The following is a 22292-nucleotide window of genomic DNA, read 5'->3' as shown; positions in this document are numbered from 1 at the left end:
GATCGCGCCCCACGCCGACCGGATGGACCAGAGCGACCGATGATCGACCAGAGCGACCAATGACTGAGGATCGAGCTTTGACTGAGCAGCTGCGACTGATGGCCGTTCACGCCCACCCCGACGACGAGTCGAGCAAGGGCGCGGCCACCATGGCCAAGTACGTGTCCGAGGGGGTGGACGTGCTGGTCGTGACCTGCACGGGGGGCGAGCGCGGCTCCATCCTCAATCCGAAGCTCCAGGGCGACGCGTACATCGAGAAGAACATCCACGAGGTCCGCAAGAAGGAGATGGACGAGGCCCGGGAGATCCTGGGCGTCCAGCAGGAGTGGCTCGGCTTCGTCGACTCGGGGCTGCCCGAGGGCGACCCGCTGCCGCCGCTGCCCGAGGGCTGCTTCGCCCTGGAGGACCCGGAGCTCGCCGCGGGGCGTCTGGTGGCGAAGATCCGCGCGTTCCGGCCGCAGGTCATCACCACGTACGACGAGAACGGCGGCTACCCGCACCCCGACCACATCATGACGCACACGATCTCGATGATCGCGTTCGACGGTGCGGCCGACGCGGAACGCTTCCCCGAGGACGAGTTCGGTCCGGTCTGGACGCCGCGGAAGCTCTACTACAACCAGGGCTTCAACCGGCCGCGCACCGTCGCGCTGCACGAGGCGCTGCTCGCCCGGGGCCTGGAGTCCCCGTACGGCGAGTGGCTGGAGCGGTGGAAGGAGTTCGAGCGCGTCGAGCGCACGCTGACCACGCACATTCCCTGCGACGAGTTCTTCGAGATCCGCGACAAGGCGCTGATCGCGCACGCCACGCAGATCGACCCCGAGGGCGGCTGGTTCCGGGTTCCGATGGACATCCAGCGCGAGGTCTGGCCGACCGAGGAGTACGAGCTGGCGAAGTCTCTGGTCGATACCTCCCTCCCCGAGAGCGACCTCTTCGCGGGCATCCGCGACAATGCCTGATATGTACGCGACCCAGGCACTGACGCACCTCGTCCCGCTCGCCGCCGAAGAGCTCGACAAGAACAAGGTCACCCCCGGCGTCCTCGGCTTCCTCGTCTTCGCCGCGCTCGCCGTCGGCGTGTGGGCCCTGATGAAGTCGATGAACCGCCACATGGGCCGGGTGAACTTCGAGGAGGCCCCCGACCCTGACGCGGTGGCGGCCGAGCCCGCGGGGGGCTCGGGCAAGGCGGCCTCGCCCGCCAAGTAGCGCGCCGAACCCCGCGCGTACGGAGACGACCTCGTGCGTACGGAGACAACCTCGCGCGTACGGAGACGGGAAGGCGTCCGGCCGGGTGGCCGGACGCCTCGCTCCCGTTTCTCCGCCCCGTACGGTCAGGCTCCCCGCCCGTACGGTCGTGGGCGCGCGGCCCCCTCGCCGCTCACCCGGTCACGGACTCGCCGGCTCCACCGCCACGCCCATGATCTGGCCGGCGCCACGGGTCGGGGTCAGCCCCAGCCGCCACGCCTGCCAGCCGTCCTCCAGGTCGACGCCCCGTTCCAGCGCCACCGCGAACGCCGCCGCCGACTGCTCCAGCTTGGCGTCCCGCGCCGGATGCCGGGCCGCGACCAGCTCGGCCAGCTCCTGCTGGGCGACCACCGTGCCCACCTCGCTGCCCCCGGGTGAGGCGTACGGCAGAAGCGTGCAGCGCAGGAACCGGGCCCAGTCGCCGCCCCGCGCGTCCCCGTACGAGTCGAACAGCTCCGCCGCCTCGCCGCACAGCTCCAGCGCCTGCGGGGCCCGCCCGTTGCCCGCGTCGATCAACGCCAGCTCCAGGCACGCCCACGCCTCCCCGTACGGCACCTTGATCCGCCGGAAGTCGGCCCGGGCGTCCATCAGCAGCTGCCGGGCGAACCCCGAATTGCGGAGGTTGCCCGTCTGCGCGGCCCGCTGGTCCCGGGTCACCCGGCCCGAGTGGTGCCGGGCGCAGGCCAGCCCGTACACGTCCCGCATCCGGGAGAACATCGTGCGGGCCCGCTCCAGCTCGCGCACCGCCTGATCGGTGTCGCCGTCCTCCTCCAGTGCCTGGCCCAGGTAGTACAGGGTCCACGCCTCACCGCGCGCGTCCTCGTTGTCCCGGTGCCGGGCCAGGGCGTCCCGCAGCTGCTCCAGTGCGGCGGCCGGGTCCCCGTCCAGCAGCCGGGCCCGGGCCAGCTGGGTGATCGCCCACGCCTCACCGCGCCCGTCACGCGTGCGCCCGTACAGCTCAAGGGCGGTGCTCAGGGCCTCCTCGGCGGCCGCCACCTCGCCCGTGCGCAGCCGGACCTGGCCCAGCTGGAACTGCGTCCACGCCTCGCCGTGCAGGGACTCGCCCTCCCGGTGCAGCCGCAGCGCGTCGGCCAGCAGCGCCAGCGCCCTCGGCAGATCGCCCCGGTCGCGCTCCACGGCCGCGAGCGCGTGCAGCGTCCACGCACGGTCCTCGGCCTGCGCCCCGGACGACTGGAGCGCCAGCGCCTCCTCCAGCCGGGCCGCCGCCTCGGTCAGATTGCCCTGGTGGTGCAGGGTGATGCCGAGCGAGCACAGCGCCAGCGCCTCGCCCGCGTCGTTCTGCGCCTCGTGGTAGAGACCGACGACGGAGGACAGGGTGGTGCGGGCCTTGTCCAGCTCGCCGAGCTGCCGGGCCGCGATGCCCGTACGCCACTGCACCGAGCGCTCCAGCAGCCCCTGGTCCACCGCCTGCGTGAGCTCGCTGATCTCACCCAGGCGGTACAGGTCGCCGCGCAGCAGGCAGTAGTCGCACAGCGCGCCCAGCAGATGCAGCACCGTGGCCTGGTCGACGCCCTCCGCGTGCCGCAGCGCGGAGGTGATGAAGCTCGACTCGTCGTCCAGCCAGCGCAGCGCCGAGTCCAGCGAACCGAAGCCGTGCGAGCCGAACTGTCCGGCGCGGGTCGACATCTTCCCGTCGACCATCCGGATCACCGCGTCGGCCAGCTCCGCGTAGTTCGTCAGCAGCCGCTCCTGGGCCGCCGTCCGCTCGGCCTGCTCCTCCTCGTCCAGCAGCCGGGCCAGCGCGAAGGCCCGCACCAGGTCGTGCAGCCGGTAGCGCGATCCCCGTACGCGGGTGAGCAGCCCGGCCCGCGCCAGCACGGTGAGCAGCCGGTCCGCCTCCTGCTCGTCGGCGGAGAGCAGCGCTGCCGCCGCTGCCGCGCCGAGGCTCGCCCGGCCCGCCAGCGCGAGCCGCCGCAGCAGCCGGCGGGCCTGGTCGCCCTGGTCGGTGTAGCGCAGCCACAGGGCCCGCTCGACCGGGTCCACAGGACCGTACGCGCCCAGGTCCTCCGCGAGCGTGTGGCGGCTACGGGCCCCGAGCGCGGAACCGGCCACCCGCAGCGCCAGCGGCAGCCCACCGCACAGCTCCACGATCGCGTCCGTCGACGGGTAGTCGTACGGTCCGGTCTCCTCCTCCTCGGCGACCTCCCGCAGCAGCTCCTCCGCGCCCGCCGCGTCCAGTGCGCCGACCGGCAGCTGGCGCACCCAGGCCGCCAGGTCCTCCGGCAGCTCCAGCGGCTCCCGGGCGGTCACGATCACCAGGCTGTCGGAGCGCTCCGGCACGAGGGCGCGCACCTGACCGGCGTCCGTCGCGTCGTCGAGCACGATGGTGACCGGCGTCCCCGTGAGGTGCTGGTGGTACAGCTCGGAGAGCCGTCGCACCTGCTGCTCCGCCGACGCGCCCTCGCGGAACAGCAGTTGCTCGCGAGGGGCGCCCAGACGGTTCAGGAGGTGCAGCAGGGCGTCCCGGGTCGGCAGCGGGTTCTCCCCGGCGACCTGGCCGCGGAGATCGACCACGCAGGCGCCCCGGAACTGGTCCTTGAGGGTGTGGGCCGCCCGCACCGCGAGCGCGGTCCGCCCCGAGCCCGGGGCGCCGTGCAGCACGACGACGGTCGGCCGGGTCTGCGTGGAGGCGCGGGCCGCGTGCACCCACCGGGCGATCTGCGCCAGCTCGGTTCGCCGCCCGCTGAACGGCCCGTCCGCCTGCGGGAGATGGCCGAACGACTGCTCCAGCACCACCCGGGTGCGGGCCGCCGCGCTGCGGTCGCCGCCGCGCAACTGCTGGACCACCGGGGTGGTCTGCTTCTTCGGCGTGCGCTTGGCGGGGTTGAGCATCCGCTGCTGGTCCAGGTACGGGCGGATGCCCCGCACCTCCAGGGCGGTCAGCCACTGGAGCCGCAACTGCTCGGCCCCGCCCGGCTGTCCGGCGGCCGCGGCCCGGCGGTGGGCGGCGGGCCAGTGCGAGGCGGTGACCTTCGCCATGGTCGTCGCCGTGCCGGCCACCGCGACGGCCGCGCCCGCGCCGAACGCCAGGCCGGTGTTCGCGCCGAGCGCCAGATCGGCGCCGAACGCGGCGGCCGCGGCAACTCCCGTCACCAGCAGGGGCGTTCCGAGTGTCGCTCTGCTGAAGCGCTCCGCCGGCGGGCGGTCGCCCGCCGCCGAGTCCAGCGCCCGCGTGTAGGCGGCGTACTCCTCGTCCGCGCTGGCGGCGATGGTGTCGAGCGCGGCCCGTGCCCGCGACATCAGCGCACCCGCGTCGGTCCGCCCGCCGCTGCGCCGCGCCTCTTCCTCCACGGCCCGCACCAACAGCCTCTCGGCTTCCGCCCGATGGCTGTCCCGCATATGTGTCCCCCTCCGAGAGCTGCGTTCCGGATCCCGGGTTCCGGAGCGTCGGATATCAGGCGCCGGATGTCGACGTCGGGGTCAAGTGTCCTGCGTGGCGCGCTCCGGCGCGAGGGGCGCAGGGCAAGGGAGGGTCAAGGCACGGGCGGAGAACTCACCGCCCGGGAGGCTCCTCCTCGGTCACCTCGAAGCCGATGCTGCTCTCGATCCGGTCGAGGCTCGCGTCCACCTCGGCTCCCGAAGCCCCTTCGACCACGACGAAGCCGTGCCGGTCGGCGGACCAGGTGACGGGCCCGATCCGGTCGCCGGGACCCACCAGCAGGCCCGAAGCGACGCACTGGTCGACAGACACCGCCTCGTCCCAGCCGGAGACCGAGGCGAGCCGCCCGGGAGGCCGGACGATCAGGTGGCGCATGCCCGCGCTGCGGGTGGTGGGCGGAAGGGCCTGCGCCGGCCGCCCCAGCACGTCGTCGAGGTACAGCCCGTACATCTCCAGCCCGGGGCGCGCGTACTCGGCCATCGTCGGGATGAACGCGCCGCCCGGCCTGGCGTGGATCTCGCCGAGCACGACCCCGGTGCCGTTCGTCCAGAACTCGACGTGGAAGGGGCCCCGGGTGAGGCCCACGGCGGGCAGCGCCACCTTCATCTGGGCGTCCACCAGGGCGGTCTGCGCGTCGGAGAGATCGGCGGGAATGCGATGTCCGGTCTCCACGAACGAAGGACCCGTGGACTTCTGGGCCAGTGCGGTGATGACGGGAACACCGCCCACCACGACACCGTCGGCGGAGAACTCCGGGCCGGGAACGAACTCCTCGATGAGGGCGGGGGATCCCTGCGGGCGGCCGTCGAACGCCTGCTCCAGATCGGCCGCCGAGCGGACCAGAGCGACCTGGGCGCTTCCCATGCCGTCGCGGGGCTTGATGATCCAAGGACCCGGAGGTGTGGCGTCGAGGAACTCCCGGGCTTCCGCCACGTCCCGGACGAGGGCTGCGGCGGGCTGCGGCAGACCGGCCTCCCGCAGACGGTCCCGGCTGAGGTCCTTGTTCCGGGTGGTCCTGGCCGCCGCCGGGCTGATCGCCGCTATCCCCAGCGTCCGGGCCACCTCCGCGAGAGGTTCCACGCACAGGTCGCGGAAGGCCAGCACCCCGGCGAAATCCGCGTCCACCGATTTCATCGTGGCCGCCGCCGCGGCCGAGTCCTCCACCTCGCACGGAACGAGTGCGGAGAACCTCGACGCGTCGGCGAACGACAGGTTCGCGGGTTTCTCCGCCCCGATCAGGTCCAGCCCTCTGCGCCGCGCCTGCTCGTGCAGGAGCCGTATCTGGTCACGTCCATGTCCTGACCGCAGACCACAGCCCATGACGAGAACCGCTGTCGGCATGTTCCACTCCCCACTTCCACTCGCCGGATCTCCCTGCCCGTACGCCGCTCACCACTCGACGGGAACCCGTGCGAGTCCTCCCATCATCATGTCCGTCCGCCGGGTGAGTTCCTGGTGCGGAACGGAGAGACGGAGCGCGGGGAAGCGTTCGAACAGCATGCTCAGCGCCGCGGCGATCTCGACGCGGGCGAGCGTGGTGCCGATGCAGAGCCGGGGCCCGTGTCCGAAGGACAGGTGCGGATTGGGATCCCGGGAGATGTCGAACGCGTCCGGTTCCGGGAACACCGACGGGTCGCGGTTGGCGACGAGCGTGGACAGCAGCACGGCCTCGCCGGCCCGCACGGTCGTGCCGGAGATGACCAGGTCCTCGCGGGCGTACCGCAGGAGCGGGTGGTCCGGCGACGACAACCGCAGGACCTCCTCCACGGCGGTCTCGGCGAGCGCGGGATCGGCCCGCAGGGCTGCCCGCTGGCCCTCGTCGGCGAGCAGGAGCACCGCACCGTAATCGATCTTGATGGCGGTGGTCCGGTATCCGGCGAAGAGGAGGGAGGCGGCCACGTAGGAGAGGTCGTCCAGGACAGCTTCGCTCCCCGGCGCGGGGGAGGCGAGGGTCATGTCCCCCGAACCGACCAGATCGCTGATGAGGTCCTCGCCGGGGCGGTCGCGCTTGCGTTCCGCCAGCGCCGCCATGTACGCGCCCATGGCCTGCCGCGCTTCCGAGGACTTCTGGAGGTCCGCCATGCCGGCCAGGCCTTCGAACCAGGACCGGAAGAGGTCGTGGTCCTCGTAGGGAACCCCCAGGAGCCGGCAGATGACGTGCAGCGAGACGGGCATCGAGAAGGCCTGGTGGAGATCGACGGGAGGCGTGAGCCCGGACATCGTGTCCAGCGTCTCCCGGATGACCTCCTCGGTGCTGTCCCGCAGCAGCCGCATGCGCTTCGCCGAGAACGCCGGAGTGAGCCTGCGCCGGTAGCGGGCGTGGTCCTCCTGCTCCGACGCGTAGCTCCCGACCGGACCCGCCGTGCTCAGCGCCGAGTTGCCGAGGCGTGCCGCGTCACGCGGCGCCGGATGGGAGCGGCCGAGACGGGCGTCCGCGAGCAGGCTCCGTACGTCCTCGTAGCGCGTGACGAGCCACGCCTCGTCCCCCGCCGCGGTGAGCACCCTGACCAGGTCCCCACCGCTCTGCATCGCGCGGAGTTCATGTGGAACGTCGAATATGCCGCGCCGCTGGAAGGGAAGCCTGGGCAGAACGGATTCCATGTCGTCCTCTGTTTCGTCACCGGTGGTTTCGGGTCGCGGGCAGTCCCTCCGGATCACGGCTTCTGGTACACCGCGACGTATCCCCCCGAGGCGTCGTAGCCGGAACCGCTCCAGTCGCCCGTGCGGGAGGCCGGACCCAGCCCGGCCAGCCTCGCCATCAGGTCCAGTTCGGAGGGCCAGACGTAGCGGTAGCGCAGCGGGTGGAACCGGTTGCCCCCGCCGTCGAACACGATGTTCTGCACGTCGACCCGCTGTTCCGCGCGGTTGTGCCGGCGAGCGGTGACGACCGCGCTTGCCTCGTCCACGTGACGGGTGTGGGTGCTCTCCTTCTTGCAGAAGAGCCCGTGCTGCGGAACAGTGGCCTGGACCACGAACCGGCCCCCGCTCGTCAGCCGTTCCGCCACATTGCGTACACAGGCGATCTGGCTCTCCTGGGTCGGGAGGAGGAAGAAGGTCTCGCTGATGCAGTAGACGAGGTCGAAGGTCTGGTCGACGCCCACGTCGGCGAAGTCCCCGACGACCACGTCGATGCTCTCGTCGGTGATCTTCCGCTTCAGCTGGTCCACCATCGAGGAGGAGCCTTCGATGCCGGTCACCGAGACCCCGTGACGCGCCAGCGGCAGAGCCACGCGGCCGGTGCCGATCCCGAGCTCCAGGGCCTTGCCGTCCGTCGCGAGGCCGGCGAGGAAGGCGCTCGCCTCGGCTTCGTCCTGCCGGAGCTCCCACAGCATCGCGTCGTAGTCAGGCCGCTTGTCCCCGTACGCGGCGATGTCGTAACCCATCACGTCTCCCTGTTCTGCTGGTGCTTGCCGAGTTGTGCGGCCGGTGCGGCCTCGGGCGGGTCCGGAGGTGGTGCCATCGGCCGTATCCACGTCATACCGAGCGCGAGGCCCAGGATGAGGAACGCCGACAGGAAGACGGCCCCACGGCCGCCGAGCGCGTGGACCAGCGGGCCCGAGGCCAGCAGGCCGATGGGCGCGGCCAGCGTGGAGACCGTGGACCAGAGGGTCAGGACGGGCTGCTCGTCCCTTTCCGAGAGGAAGGTGTGCAGGTAGGAGTACGCCACCGGCGTGAACGGCGCGTAGACCACGCCCCCGATGAAGAAGGCGACGGCCGCCGACGTGACGTTCTGACTGAGCGCCAGCCCCACCGTGGTGGCCCCCCACGCGGCGATGATGCCCATCATCAGGGGAACCTGGGGTACGGACCGCAGAAAGTTCGTCGCCAGGGCGCCCAGCAGGGCGCCGATCCCGAAGAGGGTCCAGACCGCCCCGAGGGCCTTGCCGTCGCCGCTCAGCGGGCCGTTGACCAGCAGGGGCAACGCGATTTCCACCGGCATGTACAGCAGGTTGAAGAAGAAGACGACGACGAGCAGGCGCCAGGCGACGGGGAGCCTGCGCATCACCTTCAGCCCGGACTCGTTCTCCTTCGCCTCCTTGCGCGTAGAGCGGGAACGAGGAACCACCAGAAGGGTGGCGAGCAGCAGCGGCAGGAATGTGGCGCCGTCGACCACCAGAGCCCACTCCGGGCTGGCGAAGCCCGCGATCAGGCCGCCGATGGCGGGTCCCACCACGTACAGGGTGAACTGTCTGACCGTGGCCAGCAGTCCGTTGACGGCGAACCGGCCGTGACTCGGGGCCATACCGAGCGCGGCGAGCCTCGTCGCGGGCGTCCCCACGGAGCGCAGGCAGGACCCGACGAACAAGGCGGCGATGAGCGCGAAGACGGTCAGGGACTCGCTGACGGCAGCCAGCCCGGCGGCGACGAGCGCGGCCCCCCGCAGCAGGCAGTCGGAGACCAGGCCGGCCCGCACCGGAAAGCGCCGGGTGCCGAGGCTGAAGGGGAGGGCGACGAGGGTGGAGGAGACGAAGGGCGCGGCTGCCGCGAGTGACACGGCGATGGCCACCGGCAGGTCGCCGTGGATCTTGATGGCCAGCAGGGGGATGGCGGCGATGAGCATGCCGTCGCCGATACCGGAGAAGGCCACACCGCCCAGGAAGAGAGCCAGCCGGGGGTTCTTCAGCGCCTGGACGTAGGACCACTCCGGCGTGGCAGGCTGCGACATCTTGCATGTCCCTTGCGTGTAGCGGCTCCGCTGCGGGCGGCAGTCACGGGTGGTCGATCGAGGGGCGGAAGGACTGGTCGGAGACCCAGAGCGTGTCCGGGGTCAGCCGTATCCACCAGATGTCCTCGACCGTGCCCCCGATGGCGAACCGGTCGTCCCACAGGCTTTCGTCGGGTCCCAGGTAGCGGGTGAGTTTGCGGCGGCCGCGTTCGGTGTCGAACGGCACGACCGAGCCTTCCCCGCGGCCGATGACCTGGAGCACCTTTCCGGTGTGCGGGTCACAGGTGTCGACGGCGAGTTCGAATCCCGGGTCGGCGCGGAGTCGTTTCGCCATGCGGGACCACGCGCCGCTGAAGACCCAGAAGGACTCGTCCTCCCACAGATACCAGGTCGGCCGCACCACCAGATTTCCCGTGGCGATGCGCGCGACCAGCGGCTGGAGGAGGAACGCGTCCACATCGAACGGTGCTCCGGTCAATTCTCCGAAACCGTCCTGGCGGCGCTTGAATTTCACGGTCGGCACGGAATGAAGCCCTTCGTCGCAGCCACGGCTGTCAGGTCGGATACACGCAACGGAACCCGATTTCGTTGTGCCTGTCGGTGAGGAGGTCTTTTCCTCGGTAGTACGTCGTCAGGCAGACTGCGGGAGACGTCCACGTTCCGCCGCGCAGAGCGTAGAAGGCGTCCCTTCTGTTCATGAACTCGATCGGTTTCCGCCCCTTGAAGAAAGGATCCATTTCCTCTCCGGTGTAGAAATTCGTGGAAGTCATCTCCCAGACGTTACCGGAGAGGTTGAGCGCTCCGTAGGGGCTTGCGCTGCCCGGCAGGGAGTCCGCGGGGAGCACGGGGGTCTTCGGGTAGCCCGCGTGTGCCGACTCCAGCAGGCGTTCGAGATCGAGGCGGCCCTCGGGCTCAACGCCGAAAGACCGGGAGACGTCGTTGGCGTTCGCCGCGTCCCACTCGTTCCCCCAGGGGAAGATCCTCGCGTCCGTCCCGCGCGCGGCCTTCTCCCACTCGTCCTCGCTGGGAAGCCGGCCGCCGGCCCAGGAGGCGAAGGCCCAGGCGTCGTACCAGTCGACGCCCACGACGGGCAGGTCGGGACCGTTGAAGCGGGCGTCGTGCCAGTGGGCCGGCGTGTGGTCGTGACCGACCGGCTGATCAGGGTGGTCGAACCGGTCCGTGCCGTTCGCCTCGGCGAGGAAGGCCGCGTAGCGCCGGTTCGTCACGGCGGTGCGGTCGATGGTGAACGACGGGAGTTCGACGACGCGCAGGCGGTTGTCCTGGTCGTTCATCTGGAAGGAGCCGACCTGCTGGTGCACCCGGTCGATGTGCTCCTGCGACGCGCCGGCGATGAAGGGGCCGCCGGGCACGAGCACCACGTCGTCATGGTTCCGCTGACGCGTCTCGGCCGCCACTTTCCGGCGCAGGCCCGCGAAGTGCTCGTCCTCCAGGCGGCGCAGCGTGTCCGGATCGTCCGACCCGAAGATGGAGAGCAGCGCCCTCTTCGTGTAGGCGGCGCCGAAACCCACCGGCTTGCTGGTGTGCTCACGGGTGATCTGGCTGGGCCATCCGGCGATCCCGATCAGGTCGCGTATCGCGGTGTCGACGCGCCGTTCGCCCGCGGTGCGGATCGCTGTGAACGCCACCTGGTCCACCGGGTCGTGCGTTCCGTAGGCGATGGCTTCCTTGGCTTCCTCGACGTCGGAGAAGTGTTCCCCCAGCAGCTCGACGCATGCGGCGCGGACGGGCCAGTCGCGATGGTCGCGCGCCATGGCGCACAGGGCGTGCACCTGTCCGCTCACGGCGATCTCGCGAGCTTGGGAGATCCCTTTTTCCACCCGTACGTCGAAGGCGTCGGAATTCAAGGCGGCGGTCCTATCTGGTCAAAAAGGATGATCGGGGATTCGGGTGCCGGGAAGCTCTTTCGCGAAGGCCTTGAAGGGTGGTGCCGCCGCCCGGATATCACTGGGCGGCGGCACTCGGTGGGGTCCTGTGATCAGGCCTCCCACTTGGTCGTTGCCTTCTTCTCGTCGCGCGAAGCGATGAAGTCCTTGTCCGACATGGCGAACACCTCCCTCCTCGAATCGGTGAACGCAAATCAACGTAGATACGCGCCACCGGCGGGGTCAATTGTTGAACTTTGTGAACTGGGTCACCCTGGGGCCGTAAACATGTCGTCAGATCTTGGCTGAAATTGGCCACCATATGCGGAGGGTTGAATTCATCCCCCCAGGGGTGTGGCCCACGCCGGCCCGGCACTTTTCCCCGTCCTTCGATGGCTGTGCCAACTATTTGCCTGATCCGGTTGAGTGAACACATTGGTCCGGGTTTCGGGCACGGGGGCGGGTTTGCGCCGGGCCACTATCAAGCCGTGCAATCCGTGATCCGCGCGGGGCCGCCGACCCTGTGCGGCCAGGCGGCCGGGCCGGGGGCCGGCCTTGCGCGGCGGAACGGGACGTCGGAGGCGTCGGGGGTGCGGGTGATTCCTCGTTGCGTACAGCGCCCCGAGGCCGACCGTGGCAGGGAACGGCGCGGTGGCCTTCACAGCGCTGGTGAACACCTCGCCTTACCTGCTTCAGCACGCTGACAATCCGGTCGACTGGTGGCCGTGGGGACCGGAGGCGTTCGTGGAGGCGGAGCGGCGTGAGGTGCCGGCGCTGCTGAGTGCGAGTTCACGGCCATCGGACGTTCAGCCCCGCCGTCCGGCCGACTGTGTGTCAGGTCACATCAACTTGCCTCTGGTGACGGGAACATCAGCCCTCCCATGAGTCGTTCCAGTTACTGGTTCCCGCTGGTGCTCCGATGGGAACCGGTCTTCCTGTTTGGTCTGAGGCACCGGTACAGGTCTGTATGCGGGCGATGACACAGGCAGCCAAGCCGTACTGAGCGCGATCACCAGCAGCGCCCGGATGGATCAACCTGTCGTCAACGGCAGGGTGGTCGGGCTGGGCTGCCGCCATGGCATCGGTCTGACTCCCTGTGGGGAGGAACCCGGTGCAGTTCAAGATCATGACCGTCATCATCGTCCTGCTCATCGCGCTCGTCATCGCGCTGGCCGCGATTCTGTACAGCCTGATTGGCGGCGGCTCGCGCCAGGCGGCGATGAGGACGGGCGGCGTCGCCTTCGTCTCGGTAGCGGGACTCGGCATGGTGATCACCGCCTATCTGAACCCTGCCTGAACCGAGGCGGCCGTGTGGGACGGCTCGCTGCCGTCCCACACGGCCAGGATCGCCACGTGAGCTTCTGTACTTGACTCGGCGGGGGATCGACCTGGCCTCTCCGGGTCCCATGTCTCGCCGCCGACGCAGCGCCGCGGTTCCCGGTCTGTCCGGGCACGGCTGCGTGACGCTAACGGCCAGATGTCGAAAGCGGAGACTTCTCCGGCCCCCGCATATCCCCAAGATCGACCGTGATGGAGAAGGGGGCGGCGGCCTTCACTGTGCCGGTGAACATCTCGCCGTCCCTGTAAGCCTTGGTGGCGGGGTCGAGGACGTACGTATAGACGATCGGGACACCGGTGGCCGCCTGCTCGACCCGCCAGTAGAAGGGGATGCCCGCCTTGGCGTACTGGTCCACCTTCACGATCCGGTCGGTGGTCTCCGAACCGGGAGCCACGACCTCGACAACCAGGAGTACGTGCTCGGGGCGGGTGGGTGTGAGGTCGATGGTCTCCGCCCGGTACACGATGACGTCCGGGCGGCGGTTGGTGAGCGGAACGTCCTGCAGGCGGACGTCGAAGTCCGTGTCGGCGTTCCAGTCCGGGCCTGCGGCGGCGTCCAGGGCATTGGCCAGGATGCGGGCCAGCCGGCTGTGGTGCTTCGAGACCCTTGGGCTGACGACGGTCATCCCGTCCACGATCTCGATGCCGGCACACTGCTCCTCGGACCAGGAGTCGTACTGTTCCGCCCTGATCTGCGTGTGCATCCACGCGGGCACCACCATTTTGGTGGTCACGGTGTGCCTCCTTCAGGTGCTCCCACAGCTTACGGTCCGGGGATGCCGCGCCGCCCGGTATCCGCAGCGCCCACCCTTCCCACCTGCCCCTTCCCACCCCGCCCCGTGGCGCGCGAGTGTCCTGGAGGCGGGTGCGCGAGGATTGGGGGCATGGCCAACCGACTTGCGCAGACCACCTCCCCGTACCTCCTCCAGCATGCCGACAATCCCGTCGACTGGTGGCCCTGGTCGCCCGAGGCGTTCGAGGAGGCCCGGAAGCGGGATGTGCCCGTGCTGCTCAGCGTCGGGTACGCCAGCTGTCACTGGTGTCACGTCATGGCCCACGAATCGTTCGAGGACGAGACCGTGGCCGGCTACCTCAACGCGCACTTCGTGCCCGTGAAGGTCGACCGGGAGGAGCGGCCCGACGTCGACGCCGTGTACATGGAGGCCGTTCAGGCGGCCACCGGGCACGGTGGGTGGCCGATGACCGTGTTCCTCACGCCGGACGCCGAACCCTTCTACTTCGGGACCTACTTCCCGCCCGAGCCCCGGCACGGCTCGCCCTCCTTCCAGCAGGTTCTGGAAGGGGTCACAGCCGCCTGGACCGACCGGCGCGATGAGGTCGCCGAGGTCGCCGGGCGGATCGTCGCCGATCTCGCGGGGCGGTCGCTGGTCCACGGCGGGGACGGGGTGCCGGGGGAGTCCGAGGTGGCGCAGGCCCTGCTCGGGCTGACCCGGGAGTACGACGAGCAGCACGGCGGGTTCGGGGGCGCGCCCAAGTTCCCACCGGCCATGGTCGTGGAGTTCCTGCTGCGGCATTACGCGCGGACCGGGGCCGAGGGCGCCCTTCAGATGGCCGCCGACACCTGTACGGCAATGGCTCGCGGCGGGATCTACGACCAGCTCGGCGGCGGGTTCGCGCGGTACTCCGTGGACCGGGAGTGGATCGTCCCGCACTTCGAGAAGATGCTCTACGACAACGCCCTGCTCTGTCGGGTGTACGCCCATCTCTGGCGGACCACCGGGTCGGACGAGGCCCGCCGGATCGCGCTGGAGACCGCCGACTTCATGGTGCGGGAGCTGCGGACCGCCGAGGGCGGGTTCGCCTCCGCGCTGGACGCCGACAGCGAGGACGCGGACGGTAAGCATGTCGAGGGCGCCTATTACGTGTGGACGCCCGAGCAGTTGCGTGACGTGCTCGGGGAGGACGACGCGGCTTTTGCCGCCGCCTACTTCGGGGTGACTGAGGACGGGACCTTCGAGGAAGGCGCCTCCGTGCTCCGGCTGCCGGGGGACGCGGGGCCCGTGGACGCCGCCCGCGTCGCCGGCGTACGGGCCCGGCTGCTGGCCGCCCGTGACGAGCGGCCGCACCCCGGGCGGGACGACAAGGTCGTCGCCGCCTGGAACGGGCTCGCCATCGCCGCCCTCGCCGAGACGGGCGCCTACTTCGACCGGCCCGACCTCGTGGAACGGGCCACCGAGGCCGCCGATCTGCTCGTCCGGGTGCATCTGGGCGAGGTGGCGCGGCTGACCCGTACCTCCAAGGACGGGCTGGCCGGGGACAACGCCGGGGTGCTGGAGGACTACGGCGATGTCGCCGAGGGCTTCCTCGCGCTGGCGGCGGTGACCGGGGAGGGCGCCTGGCTGGAGTTCGCCGGGTTCCTGCTGGACATCGTGCTGGAGCAGTTCACGGGGGAGGGCGGCCAGTTGTACGACACCGCCCACGACGCCGAGCAGCTCATCCGGCGTCCCCAGGATCCGACCGACAGCGCCACCCCGTCCGGGTGGACGGCCGCCGCCGGGGCGCTTCTCTCGTACGCCGCGTACACCGGGTCCGAGGCCCACCGCACCGCCGCCGAGGGCGCGCTCGGCGTGGTGAGGGCGCTGGGCCCGCGCGTCCCCCGGTTCGTCGGCTGGGGCCTCGCCGTGGCCGAGGCGCTGCTCGACGGGCCCCGGGAGGTCGCCGTCGCGGGACCGGTCGGCGGTGAGCTGCACCGTACGGCGCTGCTGGGGCGGGCTCCGGGCGCGGTGGTCGCGGCCGGGGAGGGACCGGGGGCGGGGGCCGAGTTCCCGCTGCTGGTGGACCGGCCGCTGCTGGGCGGCGAGCCGACCGCGTACGTCTGCCGGCACTTCGTCTGCGACGCGCCGACCACGGAAGCGGGGGAGCTGGCCGCCAAGCTGGGCGGGTGAGAGACCCTCAGCACGAGTGACGCAGGGAGGGCCGGTCGTCTGAAGGCGACCGGCCCTCCCTGCGTCACCCGAGGCGTCTACCCGTGCTGGTACGCCACCAGCGAGATGCCCACGTAGTGCGCGATGAACGCCGCCAGCGTCAGCGAGTGGAAGACCTCGTGGAAGCCGAACCAGCGCGGCGACGGGTTCGGCTTCTTGAGGCCGTAGATCACGCCGCCCACGCTGTAGAGCAGCCCGCCGACGACGACGAGGACCAGGACCGCGATGCCGCCCGTCCGCATGAAGTCCGGCAGGAAGAAGACCGCCGCCCACCCCATGGCGATGTAGCACGGGGTGTAGAGCCAGCGCGGCGCGCCGACCCAGAGGACGCGGAACGCGATACCCGCCGCGGCGGCCGCCCAGACCGCCCACAGCAGCGGCCGCGCCGTCGACTCGGGGAGCAGGAGCAGCGTCAGCGGGGTGTAGGTGCCCGCGATGATCAGGAAGATGTTCGCGTGGTCGAGGCGGCGCAGCACCGCCTCGCCGCGCGGTCCCCAGGTGCCGCGGTGGTAGACCGCGCTCACACCGAACAGCAGGCAGGCGCTGAGGATGTAGACGGCGCAGGCGATCCGGCCCGTCGTGCTGTCGGTCAGCGCGATCAGGGTTATGCCGGCGATCAGCACCGCCGGGAACATGCCGGCGTGCAGCCAGCCGCGCATCCGCGGTTTGACGGGGGCGGGGTCGAGTACGACGGGGCCCGGGGTCGCAGCGGCAGCGGCGGCGTCAGTCATGACTCGCATGCTACCTACGCCCCCGTAGGTAGCGGATACAGGGCGCAAATGAGTGGCGATGCTCACGTGTGAGGCCCCCTGGACATATGGGCGGATCGGTCGGATGATCAAATGAGTGCAGTCGGCACCGGATGAGCGCCAGGGGATTTCGAAGGGTACGAAGCATCCGGGTCGCAGCCCCCACGGGGCCTACAGACAACTGACACCCTCAACGTAGGAGCGATCGTGGCGCGCGACATCGCGGCTCCCCTCACTGTCCCCACCCACCACCAGGAGCTGATCTCCTGGGTCGACGAGATCGCAGCCATCACCCAGCCGGACCGGGTGGTCTGGTGCGACGGCTCCGAGGCCGAGTACGAGCGCCTGTGCGGGGAGCTCGTCGCCAAGGGCACGTTCACCAAGCTGGACGAGATCAAGCGGCCCAACTCGTACTACGCCGCCTCCGACCCCACCGACGTCGCCCGCGTCGAGGACCGTACGTTCATCTGCTCCAAGGAGGAGAAGGACGCCGGTCCGACGAACCACTGGAAGGACCCCGCCGAGATGCGGGAGATCTTCACCGGTGAGAACGGTGTCTTCCGCGGTTCCATGCGCGGGCGCACCATGTACGTCGTGCCCTTCTGCATGGGGCCCGTCGGCTCGCCGCTCTCCGCGATCGGCGTCGAGATCACCGACTCCGCGTACGTCGCCGTCGCCATGCGCACCATGACCCGCATGGGCCAGGCCGTCCTGGACGAGCTGGGCACCGACGGCTTCTTCGTGAAGGCCGTCCACACCCTCGGCGCGCCGCTGGAGGAGGGCCAGGAGGACGTCCCGTGGCCCTGTAACTCCACCAAGTACATCTCGCACTTCCCCGAGGACCGCGAGATCTGGTCGTACGGCTCCGGCTACGGCGGCAACGCCCTGCTCGGCAAGAAGTGCTACGCCCTGCGCATCGCCTCCGTCATGGCCCGCGACGAGGGCTGGCTCGCCGAGCACATGCTCATCCTGAAGCTCACGCCGCCGCGCGGTGAGGCCAAGTACGTGGCCGCCGCGTTCCCGTCCGCCTGCGGCAAGACCAACCTGGCCATGCTGGAGCCGACCATCCCCGGCTGGACCGTGGAGACCATCGGCGACGACATCGCCTGGATGCGGTTCGGCGAGGACGGCCGTCTCTACGCGATCAACCCCGAGGCCGGCTTCTTCGGCGTCGCGCCCGGCACCGGCGAGCACACCAACGCCAACGCCATGAAGACCATGTGGGGCAACTCCGTCTTCACCAACGTGGCGCTCACCGACGACGGCGACGTGTGGTGGGAGGGCATGACCGAGGAGGCGCCCGCGCACCTCACCGACTGGAAGGGCAACGACTGGACCCCCGAGTCCGGCACGCCCGCCGCCCACCCCAACGCCCGCTTCACCGTCCCCGCCGGACAGTGCCCGATCATCGCGCCCGAGTGGGAGGACCCCAAGGGCGTGCCGATCTCCGCGATCCTCTTCGGCGGCCGCCGCGCCTCCGCCGTCCCGCTGGTCACCGAGTCCTTCGACTGGCAGCACGGCGTCTTCCTCGGGGCCAACGTGGCCTCCGAGAAGACCGCCGCAGCCGAGGGCAAGGTCGGCGAGCTGCGCCGCGACCCGTTCGCCATGCTGCCGTTCTGCGGCTACAACATGGGCGACTACATGAACCACTGGGTCAAGGTCGGCGCCGACAAGGACCAGGCCAAGCTGCCGAAGATCTACTACGTGAACTGGTTCCGCAAGAACGACGCGGGCAAGTTCGTGTGGCCCGGCTTCGGCGAGAACAGCCGCGTCCTGAAGTGGATCGTGGAGCGCCTGGAGGGCACGGCCGAGGGCGTCGAGTCCCCGATCGGCATCCTGCCGGCCAAGGGCGCGCTGGACACCGAGGGCCTGGACCTCTCCGAGGCCGACCTCGACTTCCTCCTCACGGTCGACAAGAAGGTCTGGCGCGAGGAGGCCTCCCTGGTCCCCGAGCACCTGAACACCTTCGGCGACCACACGCCCAAGGAGCTGTGGGACGAGTACCACGCGCTCGTCGAGCGCCTGGGCTGATCCCGGCACTCCTCACGGACCCCGCGGCCGGGTCCATCGGACATCCGCCCTGACCTGTGGGGCCGAACGATCCGCCGCGGTACGGGGCCTGTCGTCGCGTCAGTCGTCGCCGGCAGCCCCCGGAGGGCCTGTCCCCGACCAAGGACGCCCCTCCCGGCCCCCGGAACCCCCTCACGGTTCCGGGGGCCGCCCCATTCGCGCAGAACGTCCATGCATCGCCGTATGCTTGCACACGAGATCTTCACTCTTGTTGACTCGGCCTTCACAAGGCGGCCCGCTCGTCGGAGGGCCGCGAACAGTTCGTGGGGGGAACGCAGTTGAAGATTTCTTGGCAGCGCATACGTACGGTGGCGGCCCTGACCGTGCTGGCACTCGGCACCGCGGGCCTGACCGCCGTCTCCGCTCCGGCGGCGGTGGCGGCGACGGGGGAGCAGGTGGCCAAGCTTCCGGTCCCCTCCTACTCGGCCCTCGTCGTCGACTCCGTCAACCAGCGCGTCTACGTCACCGACGACAACCGCTCCCGCAACGCGGGACGGGTCCTCGTCTACAACTTCCAGGGTGAGTACACCGGTTCGCTCGCCACCGACACCTCGCCCTCGGGGATGGCGCTCAGCACGGACGCCTCCAGGCTCTACGTGTCGCAGTCGAACGGCATCCTCTCCTTCGACACGCAGACGCAGACCCGCACCGGCCAGGCGTACGCCGCCTACGTCGTGGAATGCCCGCGCGACGTGGCCTTCGCCGGCGGGAAGCAGTGGTACACCGAGGTCGCGGGCATGACCGACTGCGACACGCGGAACAGCCGGCTGTACACGGCCGAGGGCACGGGAGTCGGCTACACCGGCTGGAACGACTCCGGGCGGCTTCGCCTGTGGAGCGGCCCCGAGGTCCCCGGCCGCCTCGTCATGGGCCAGTCGCGCACCGCGGGGGTGACCGATCCCTTCCTCACCACCTTCGACGCGACCGGCAGCACGCTCGTACGCGGACCGGAGCGCCGGTTCGCGGGCAGCGACGGCAAGGGCGCGCTCGACCTGAAGGACGTGGCGCAGTCCTTCGACGGTACGCGGATCGCCGTCGCCGACGCCGCCGCGGGCACCCGGCTGCTGGACGCCGCCGACCTGTCCGACGCCCCGGTGCAGTACCAGCCGCTGCCGGACGGGGCCACGGCTTCGGCCGTCGCCTTCAGCGGCGACGGGAGGTACCTCGCGCGGGGGGCCTCCGCCGCCGGGGGCACCGCCGACCTGCTGGTGCAGGCGGCCGACCCGGCGGACCGCACGGCGCCGCTGGAGTTCGCCTTCGAAGGGGCGCTGGAGGGCAACAGGGTCGCCCCGCGCGGCCTCGGCTGGTCGGCGGACGGTTCGCGCCTCTTCGCCGTCACCACCAACACGTACGGCACCGAGTACTGGCTGCACGTCATCCAGCCCCCGGCCGTCCAGCACGACTCCCGCTTCACCGGGGCGCTCAGTACCGCTCCGGGGCAGCCGGTCGTCGGTGAACCCCTCGGTATCCGGGGGCGGCTGGAGCTCGACGGCCCCGCTCCCGCCGAGCCGGTGAAGGTCTCCGCGGTGCGCAGTGACGCGAACGGCGACCGCAGGCTCGCCGCCGTCGAGGTCGACGCGGACGGCTCGTTCACGGTCCTGGACGTGCCCGCGCTCGTCGGCGAGGCCACGTACACCGTCTCCTTCACCGGAGACCTGACCCACCGACCGGCCCAGGACGTCATCCTCGCCGTCTCCGTCGCCAAGGCGCCGACCGCGCTCACGCTGAACGCTCCGGCCGAGGGTGTGAAGGGCCAGGGCCTGGAGATCACCGGCAGGCTGACCTGGCAGGGCCGCGCCCTCCCGGCCGGGGTCACGCTGTCCGTGGAGCGCGCCGACAAGAAGGGGACCGGTGTCCTGACGTCGGCGGCGATCGCGGCCGACGGCACGTTCCGGATCAACGACATGCCGCGGGTGAACGGCCCGGTCACGTACACGGTCGGCTACGCGGGCGACGAGCTGCACAGCGGCTCGACGGCGTCGGCGACCGTGCGGGTGCGCAAGGCCGGCTGACCCGGGCTTCCGCCGGGCGGCGGACGGTCGGACGGCGGAGTGCCGCGCTTCGCCCGTGACACCGTTCGCCGCCCGAAGGTGAGCGTGGCGCCCGGTCCGCACGCCTCCGAGGCGCGCGGACCGGGGCCGTCAGTGGGCGCCGACCAGCTGCCCGGAGGAGGCGGGGTCGGCGAGGGCGGCGAGGGCCGCGGTGTGGGCGTCCATCCGCTCGGCGGAGAGGATGGCGGCGGTCGTGTCGGCGCGGGACGCCGCCACCAGCAGGGCGCGGCCCGCGAGGGCGTGGGCGCGGCGGTGGAGGTCGGCGGGGGTGGCGGCGGTCAGCCCGGCGTGCCGGGCGGGCGGGGCGCCGCGCAGCCGGGCCACCTGCTCGGCGATACGGTCGCCCGCCGCGCCCAGGCCCAGCTCGTCGGTGACCGCGAGGAGGGCGGCCAGGTGCCCGGCGAGCTGGATGTCCAGCTCCTCCTCGCGGCTGCGGTGCGGAAAGTCCGCGTCGTCGGCCGGGCTGTGGACCGAGGGGCTGCGGATCGGCTCGTACATGGATGGCCTCCCGAGGGTGCGTACGGCCATCCTACATTGGAACGAGTCTAAAGTTGTCTACGATCCGGAAGCGTGACCGGTCTACGGCTGTCCGTAACCGTCCAGGAAGGTGCCGATCCGGGTCACCGCGTCGGCCAGGTCCTCGACCGCGGGCAGCGTGACGATCCGGAAGTGATCGGGCTCGGGCCAGTTGAACCCGGTGCCCTGCACGACCATGATCTTCTCGGCCCGCAGCAGGTCCAGCACCATCTGCCGGTCGTCCTTGATCTTGTAGACCTTGGGGTCGAGCCGGGGGAAGAGATACAGCGCCCCCTTCGGCTTCACGCAGGTCACCCCGGGGATCGACGTCAGCAGGTCGTACGCCGTGTTCCGCTGCTCCAGGATCCGGCCGCCCGGCAGCACCAGGTCCTCGATCGACTGCCGCCCGCCGAGCGCGGTGGCCACCGCGTGCTGCGCGGGCATGTTGGCGCAGAGCCGCATGTTGGCGAGGATCGTCAGCCCCTCGATGTACGAGGTGGCGTGCGCCTTCGGGCCGCAGACGGCCATCCAGCCGGAGCGGTAGCCGGCCACCCGGTAGTTCTTGGAGAGCCCGTTGAAGGTCAGCACCATGAGGTCCGGGGCCAGGGCCGCCGTCGGGGTGTGGGTGGCGCCGTCGTAGAGGATCCGGTCGTAGATCTCGTCGGAGCAGACGATCAGGTTGTGCCGGCGGGCGATCTCGGTCAGGCCGCGCAGCATCTCGTCGTCGTACACCGCACCGGTCGGGTTGTTCGGATTGATGATCACCAGGGCCTTGGTGCGGTCGGTGATCTTCCGCTCGATGTCCGCGAGGTCCGGCATCCAGTCGGCCTGCTCGTCGCACCGGTAGTGCACGGCCGTCCCGCCCGCCAGCGAGACCGAGGCGGTCCACAGCGGATAGTCGGGAGCCGGTACGAGCACCTCGTCGCCGTCGTCCAGCAGCGCCTGCATCGACATCTGGATCAGCTCGGAGACGCCGTTGCCCAGATAGATGTCCTCGACGTCGAGCTCGATGCCCTTGGTCTGGTAGTGCTGCATCACCGCACGGCGCGCGGACAGCAGGCCCTTCGCGTCGCCGTAGCCGTGCGCGCCCGCGACGTTGCGCAGGATGTCCTCGAGGATCTCCGGCGGGCATTCGAACCCGAACGCGGCAGGGTTGCCCGTGTTCAGCTTGAGGATGCGCTGACCGGCCGCTTCCAGCCGCATCGCCTCCTCCAGCACGGGGCCCCGGATCTCGTAACAGACGTTGGCGAGCTTCGTCGACTGGATGACCTGCATGTCCGCGAGCTTACGGCGGCGTTTCGCGGGGTGCGCGGGGATTGCTCCCGGCGTACTCCCTCCGGGGCGCGCCCCGCCCCCGCCCCGTCTTCCATCGCCATGCCCGCCGCCGCCCCGGACCGTGGGATCGCCCGGTCGGGGCGGGGTCGCGGCT

General features: G+C 70.8%; 17 protein-coding genes and 1 pseudogene. 7 read left to right on the top strand and 11 right to left on the bottom strand.

Annotated elements, in window-relative coordinates:
- Nucleotides 1–77 precede the first annotated feature (77 nt).
- Together mca and IE140_RS02905 are read left to right on the top strand one after the other, a co-directional pair.
- Complete coding sequence (mca, locus tag IE140_RS02910) at nt 78–959, top strand: mycothiol conjugate amidase Mca (protein ID WP_078566556.1); 882 nt, start codon at nt 78–80, stop codon at nt 957–959.
- Between the two features lies 1 nt (nt 960).
- Nucleotides 961–1206 carry a hypothetical protein gene (locus tag IE140_RS02905; RefSeq protein WP_150196362.1) on the top strand — a complete coding sequence of 82 codons (246 nt, stop codon included), beginning with the start codon at nt 961–963 and terminating at the stop codon, nt 1204–1206.
- Nucleotides 1207–1386: 180 nt separating this feature from the next.
- Here IE140_RS02905 and IE140_RS02900 read toward each other — a convergent pair whose 3' ends face one another.
- From IE140_RS02900 to IE140_RS02870, 7 genes are all read right to left on the bottom strand, one after another.
- A complete protein-coding gene (locus tag IE140_RS02900) occupies nt 1387–4605 on the bottom strand; it encodes a tetratricopeptide repeat protein (protein WP_150196361.1) in 3219 nt (1072 codons plus the stop codon).
- Between the two features lie 154 nt (nt 4606–4759).
- Nucleotides 4760–5986, bottom strand: coding sequence for an ATP-grasp domain-containing protein (locus IE140_RS02895; protein WP_150196360.1), 1227 nt, complete (start codon nt 5984–5986; stop codon nt 4760–4762).
- A 48-nt stretch (nt 5987–6034) separates the two neighbouring features.
- Entirely contained in the window at nt 6035–7246 is a 1212-nt protein-coding gene (locus IE140_RS02890) for a cytochrome P450 (RefSeq protein WP_093444983.1), read from the bottom strand.
- A 53-nt stretch (nt 7247–7299) separates the two neighbouring features.
- Nucleotides 7300–8028, bottom strand: coding sequence for a class I SAM-dependent methyltransferase (locus IE140_RS02885; protein ID WP_150196359.1), 729 nt, complete (start codon nt 8026–8028; stop codon nt 7300–7302).
- Nucleotides 8028–9311 carry an MFS transporter gene (locus IE140_RS02880; protein ID WP_150196358.1) on the bottom strand — a complete coding sequence of 428 codons (1284 nt, stop codon included), beginning with the start codon at nt 9309–9311 and terminating at the stop codon, nt 8028–8030. Before IE140_RS02880 ends, IE140_RS02885 begins: the two co-directional genes overlap by 1 nt.
- Nucleotides 9312–9354: 43 nt before the next feature.
- Complete coding sequence (locus IE140_RS02875; protein WP_225682880.1) at nt 9355–9834, bottom strand: pyridoxamine 5'-phosphate oxidase family protein; 480 nt, start codon at nt 9832–9834, stop codon at nt 9355–9357.
- 31 nt (nt 9835–9865) lie between these two features.
- Nucleotides 9866–11176, bottom strand: a complete 1311-nt coding sequence (locus tag IE140_RS02870) for an SUMF1/EgtB/PvdO family nonheme iron enzyme (protein WP_225682879.1) — start codon at nt 11174–11176, stop codon at nt 9866–9868.
- A 669-nt stretch (nt 11177–11845) separates the two neighbouring features.
- On the opposite strand from IE140_RS02870, the pseudogene IE140_RS02865 reads away from it, so the two are divergent.
- Both IE140_RS02865 and IE140_RS02860 read left to right on the top strand, forming a co-directional pair.
- Nucleotides 11846–11977 (top strand): annotated as a pseudogene (locus tag IE140_RS02865) (DUF255 domain-containing protein); the annotation flags it as partial.
- 328 nt (nt 11978–12305) lie between these two features.
- Nucleotides 12306–12491, top strand: a complete 186-nt coding sequence (locus IE140_RS02860) for a hypothetical protein (RefSeq protein ID WP_150196357.1) — start codon at nt 12306–12308, stop codon at nt 12489–12491.
- Between the two features lie 169 nt (nt 12492–12660).
- Here the strand turns inward: IE140_RS02860 and IE140_RS02855 are convergent, their stop codons facing one another.
- On the bottom strand, nt 12661–13266 hold the full coding sequence (locus IE140_RS02855) for a Uma2 family endonuclease (protein WP_150196356.1): 606 nt from the start codon (nt 13264–13266) through the stop codon (nt 12661–12663).
- A 150-nt stretch (nt 13267–13416) separates the two neighbouring features.
- Here IE140_RS02855 and IE140_RS02850 point away from each other — a divergent pair, with 150 nt between their 5' ends.
- Nucleotides 13417–15438, top strand: a complete 2022-nt coding sequence (locus tag IE140_RS02850) for a thioredoxin domain-containing protein (RefSeq protein ID WP_189460038.1) — start codon at nt 13417–13419, stop codon at nt 15436–15438.
- Nucleotides 15439–15515: 77 nt separating this feature from the next.
- On the opposite strand, the gene trhA is transcribed toward IE140_RS02850, so the two are convergent.
- A complete protein-coding gene (gene trhA, locus IE140_RS02845; RefSeq protein WP_150197729.1) occupies nt 15516–16208 on the bottom strand; it encodes a PAQR family membrane homeostasis protein TrhA in 693 nt (230 codons plus the stop codon).
- Between the two features lie 225 nt (nt 16209–16433).
- Here trhA and IE140_RS02840 point away from each other — a divergent pair, with 225 nt between their 5' ends.
- Together IE140_RS02840 and IE140_RS02835 are read left to right on the top strand one after the other, a co-directional pair.
- Nucleotides 16434–18257, top strand: a complete 1824-nt coding sequence (locus IE140_RS02840; RefSeq protein ID WP_032763564.1) for a phosphoenolpyruvate carboxykinase (GTP) — start codon at nt 16434–16436, stop codon at nt 18255–18257.
- 317 nt (nt 18258–18574) lie between these two features.
- Nucleotides 18575–20308, top strand: coding sequence for a YncE family protein (locus IE140_RS02835; protein WP_229826673.1), 1734 nt, complete (start codon nt 18575–18577; stop codon nt 20306–20308).
- A 129-nt stretch (nt 20309–20437) separates the two neighbouring features.
- On the opposite strand, the gene IE140_RS02830 is transcribed toward IE140_RS02835, so the two are convergent.
- Nucleotides 20438–20845, bottom strand: a complete 408-nt coding sequence (locus IE140_RS02830; protein ID WP_075264521.1) for an SCO4983 family protein — start codon at nt 20843–20845, stop codon at nt 20438–20440.
- Nucleotides 20846–20926: 81 nt separating this feature from the next.
- Entirely contained in the window at nt 20927–22138 is a 1212-nt protein-coding gene (locus IE140_RS02825; protein ID WP_093444975.1) for a pyridoxal phosphate-dependent aminotransferase, read from the bottom strand.
- Nucleotides 22139–22292 lie beyond the last annotated feature (154 nt).

Origin of the sequence: Streptomyces parvus, assembly GCF_014648875.1 — a bacterium.
GTDB lineage: Bacteria > Actinomycetota > Actinomycetes > Streptomycetales > Streptomycetaceae > Streptomyces > Streptomyces parvus.
Note: the sequence above shows the minus strand (reverse complement) of the source record. Positions and strands in the feature narration are given on the sequence as shown.